At 72.7% G+C, this 3,882-nt stretch carries 6 protein-coding genes; 2 read left to right on the plus strand and 4 right to left on the minus strand.

The window, feature by feature from the left end; all coding sequences use genetic code 11:
- Both AB0O00_RS31860 and AB0O00_RS31865 read left to right on the plus strand, forming a co-directional pair.
- A partial coding sequence (locus AB0O00_RS31860) for a glycosyltransferase (RefSeq protein WP_363657692.1) occupies positions 1-334 on the plus strand: 334 nt, incomplete at its 5' end.
- A gap of 31 nt (positions 335-365) precedes the next feature.
- On the plus strand, positions 366-1,382 hold the full coding sequence (locus AB0O00_RS31865) for an SDR family NAD(P)-dependent oxidoreductase (RefSeq protein WP_363657694.1): 1,017 nt from the start codon (positions 366-368) through the stop codon (positions 1,380-1,382).
- Between the two features lie 80 nt (positions 1,383-1,462).
- Here AB0O00_RS31865 and AB0O00_RS31870 read toward each other — a convergent pair whose 3' ends face one another.
- From AB0O00_RS31870 to AB0O00_RS31885, 4 genes are all read right to left on the minus strand, one after another.
- Positions 1,463-2,605: a protein-L-isoaspartate O-methyltransferase gene (locus tag AB0O00_RS31870; protein ID WP_363657696.1), complete on the minus strand. Its 1,143-nt coding sequence runs from the start codon at positions 2,603-2,605 to the stop codon at positions 1,463-1,465.
- A complete protein-coding gene (locus AB0O00_RS31875) occupies positions 2,602-3,039 on the minus strand; it encodes a lasso peptide biosynthesis B2 protein (RefSeq protein ID WP_363657698.1) in 438 nt (145 codons plus the stop codon). Before AB0O00_RS31875 ends, AB0O00_RS31870 begins: the two co-directional genes overlap by 4 nt.
- Positions 3,036-3,218 (minus strand): PqqD family protein, encoded by a 183-nt coding sequence (locus AB0O00_RS31880; protein WP_363657700.1) that lies wholly within the window; start codon positions 3,216-3,218, stop codon positions 3,036-3,038. The genes AB0O00_RS31875 and AB0O00_RS31880 overlap by 4 nt, the downstream gene beginning before the upstream one ends.
- On the minus strand, positions 3,181-3,882 hold a 702-nt coding region (locus AB0O00_RS31885; protein WP_363657702.1), incomplete at its 5' end, for an asparagine synthase-related protein. The genes AB0O00_RS31885 and AB0O00_RS31880, both read right to left, overlap by 38 nt.

Consider the following 3,882-nt stretch of genomic DNA (forward strand, 5'->3'; position numbering starts at 1 on the left):
GTGCCGGGCGGGCGCGGCGACCGTCGCCGAGCTGTCGAGCGTGCGGATGCCGGCCGTGCTGGTGCCCTACCCGCACGCGCCGCACGACCACCAGACGCACAACGCGCGGGTGCTCTCGGACGCGGGCGCCGGCCTGCTGCTGGCGGACGAGGAGTGCACCGGCGAGCGCCTGGCGCAGCTGGTGGATCCGCTGCTCGCCGATCCGCGGCGGCTCGCGGCGATGGCGGACGCGGCCGAGCCGGGCGACCACGCGCGCGCCGCGGACCTGCTCGCGGCGAAGGTGCTGCGCGTGATCGGGCGGGCGCCCGCCCCCGCTCCCCTCTCCCCCCGCTGACCACCCGATTCCGAACACCTGGAGGACAGTCATGACCAACCTCAACCACACCGCGCAGCAGGACTGGAGCGGGCGGACCGTGCTGGTCACCGGCGCCGAGGGCTTCATCGGCAGCACCCTGGTCGACCTGCTGGTCGAGCGCGGCGCCCGGGTGCGGGCCCTGGTGCACTACAAGCCGTACGCCGAGCGCGGCTACCTCGCCCGCTACCTGGCCGACCCCGCGAGCCCCGTCGAGATGGTGGCGGGTGACGTGCGGGACGCGAACCGGGTCCTGGACGCGGTCGCCGGCTGCGACACCGTCTTCCACCTCGCCGCGCTGATCGGCATCCCGTACAGCTACCAGGCGCCCGAGGCGTACGTGCAGACCAACGTCGTCGGCACGCAGAACGTCGCCGCCGCGTGCCTGCGCCACGGCGCGCGTCTGGTGCACACCTCCACCAGCGAGGTGTACGGGACGGCGATCACCGCGCCGATCGACGAGCGGCACCCGCTGCAGCCGCAGTCGCCGTACTCGGCCTCGAAGATCGGCGCGGACATGATGGCGCTGTCCTACTGGCACGCCTTCGAACTTCCGGTCGCGGTGGTGCGCCCGTTCAACACCTACGGCCCGCGCCAGTCGGCGCGCGCGGTGATCCCCACCGTGCTGGCCCAACTCCACTCCGGCGCCCGGCAGATCAGGCTCGGCTCGACCACGCCGACCCGCGACTTCACCTACGCGACCGACACTGCGGAGGGCTTCCTGGCCGTCGCCCGGGCCGACCGCGCGCTCGGCGAGGTCGTCAACCTCGGCACCGGCAGCGAGGTGTCGATCGGCGACCTGGCCAAGGCGATGATCGTCGCCTCCGGCCGGGACGCCGAGATCGTCGTCGACCCGAGCCGGCTGCGCCCCGGCGGCAGCGAGGTCGAGCGGCTGCTGTCCGACAACCGCAAGGCACGCGAACTGGCGGGCTGGGAACCCCTGGTGAGCCTGGACGAGGGGCTGCGCCGCACGTCGGAGTGGGTCGCCGGGCACCTGCACCTGCTCGCGCCGGAGCGCTACCAGGTTTGACGAAGGCGCTTGGGCAAAACCGCCGAGGTCTCCGGCCGTTACGGCCGGAGACTTCCCACTCGCGGAGGGCGACGGGCTTCTCACCCGCATGTCCAGGAGCCGGGTGCCCAGATCGGCTGGTCGGCGAGGCCGGCGGGGTGGAGGCGGCAGGTCCAGCTCTGAAGGGCTGGGCGGCCGCGGTGCTCCCAGCTCGCGACGTGCTTGGCCGTCGCCTTGGCCAGGTCCAGTGTGGAGGGGGTGTCGTCGCTCGGGTGGATGCCGTTCGGCTGGATGAACACGGCGGCGGTTTCGTCCGCGTTGACGACCGCGCAGCCGCCGTACGTGCCGTCCGCGGTCGAGGCGCAGGTCACCCAGGGTTCGTGGCCGGCCAGGTACGTGCACAGGTCGGCGAAGGTATCGCGCGTCAGGTCGGTGGGGAACGGGGCGTCGAGCGGGCCGGAGGGCGTGGGAAAGGTGACGCTGCGGGTGGCGGGCGAGGTGCGGAGGTCGCCGTAGAGCGGGCCTGCGGCCGTCATGAAGTCGGCGATGGTGACCAGTTGACCGGTGGGCTCGTCGCCGGAGCCGGGCAACGGGATCCGGGTGATCGGGTGCATGCCGCCGTGGGCGAGCGGGGCGAGGATGAAGCCGGTGTCGGTGAGCTGGTCGAACCAGGCCGGGGCGATGCCGGCGATGCCGCAGGTCACGATGATCCGGTCGAACCGGTATCCGGGGAGCCCGTGGTAGCCGTCCCCGGTGTGCACTCGCACGTTCGTGACGGCCGCGCGGGAGAGGGCGGTGCGGGCCTCGTCCGCGACAACCTCCGAGTGTTCCACCGTGAGGACCTCGGTGCCCGTGATGGCGGCGATGAGGGCGGAGTTCCAGCCGGTGCCGGCGCCGATCTCCAGGACGCGCATGCCGGGGGACACGTCGGCGGCCTCCAGCATCTTTGCGACGATCGAGGGCTGGGAGGTGCTGGAGTGGGTCCGGGCCGGGTCCTGCGGGACGTGGGTCATGATGCCGCGGTCGGAGTAGGCGAGGGCGAGGAACTCCTCGGCCGACTCGCCGGGGTCGACCGCGGTGAACCGTCCGTCCGGGCCGGTGTAGTGCCCGGTGATGAACAGGTGCCGTGGGACGGCGCGGATGGCGGCGGCCACCTGCTCAGTACGGACGGCTCCCTTGGCGCGGAGGTCGTCGACGAGGCGGTCGGCGGCGCCCTGCCAGGTGGTCGGTTCGGTCGTGGTCACGGGTTGGCTCCGGGCGTGTAGACGGTGATGGGAAGGTAGGCGGGACGCGGGTCGAAGGGTTCGGCGACGGGCCGGCCCTCGGCTTCGAGCCAGGCGTGGATGTCGGCGGTGCCGGGCCTGATCCCGATCACCAGCACCGAGATGTGCCCGTAGGAGCGGGCGTAGAGCAGGGCTGCGAGCGCGCGTTCAAGGCACGCCTTGGTTCCGCCGAGCCGCAGCCGCGCTGTTGTGACGGCGTGTACCGCATGCTCGGCCTCTGCCGCGCTGGAGGGCCGGCCGGGATCGCGGACGAGCCGGGCCATGACCACGCGAAGACGGTCGTCCGGATCGCGTGCGCAGATGACCCGGTGGGCCCGCCATGCAGCCCATCGGGCGCGCAGCCGCTGGCGGACTGTCAGGCGAACGGGTGACGGTAGGGCGACGGTGACGCTCATGCTCCGGCCACCGCCCCGTGCTTACGCAGGCTGTCGAGCAGGGTGTCGATGTCGCGGCGGATGACGGACTCGGGGACGTGGGGGAAGCGCGCCCGCAGAACGCTGCAGACCTGTTCGAGGTCTCCGCTGGCGGCCAGGACTTCAAGGACCTGGGCGGCGGTGGCGTTCAGCTGGACCACCGTTCCCGGGGCGGTGACGAGGCTTCCCCGACCGGTCGTCGGGTCGGTCAGCACTCGGGTGCCGGAGGTGAGCGTGGGCATGGGTTCGGGTCTCCTGGGTGAGGGGTCGGCCTTCGGCCGTGCGAAGCCAGATCTCGGCGTTCAGGGTCAGGAGGAGCAGCAACTCGGGGACGGAGTCGGTGTGCTGCCAGGACGCTACTGCGTCGGCGAGTGGTGCCGGGTCGATCAGGCCGTGGTCGGCGAGGGCCGAGTCGCGCCGCAGGAGCACGGCGAGGCCCTGCCGGTGGAGCTTGGCGGCCGCATGGTCGTCGGCGCTGTATCCGCCCTTGGTACGCCGGGTGAGGAGCGGGTCGGGGACGATGCCGCGCATGGCCGAGGTCAGCAGCGGTTTGAACTCGAACGGACTCCCCCGGTCCTCTCCCTTCACGGACAGGGCGGCCTCGATGACCGCCCGGTCCTGGAAGGGATAGGCCATCAGGACACCGGCGCACGACGCGGCGTCCGCCTGGAGCCGGTTCCAGCGGGCGAGGGCGCGAAGGGCTGCCGCCGCGGTGTGCTGGTGCGGGCGGTCATGCAGCGGCGCAGCTGTTCGGGCCGCGGTCTGCAGCTCGTCGCGGAGCCTGCGGAGGGCCGAGGAGCTGAGCCACGGAGGTACCCAGGGGCC

Origin of the sequence: Kitasatospora sp. NPDC093558 (genome assembly GCF_040683475.1) — a bacterium.
GTDB lineage: Bacteria > Actinomycetota > Actinomycetes > Streptomycetales > Streptomycetaceae > Kitasatospora.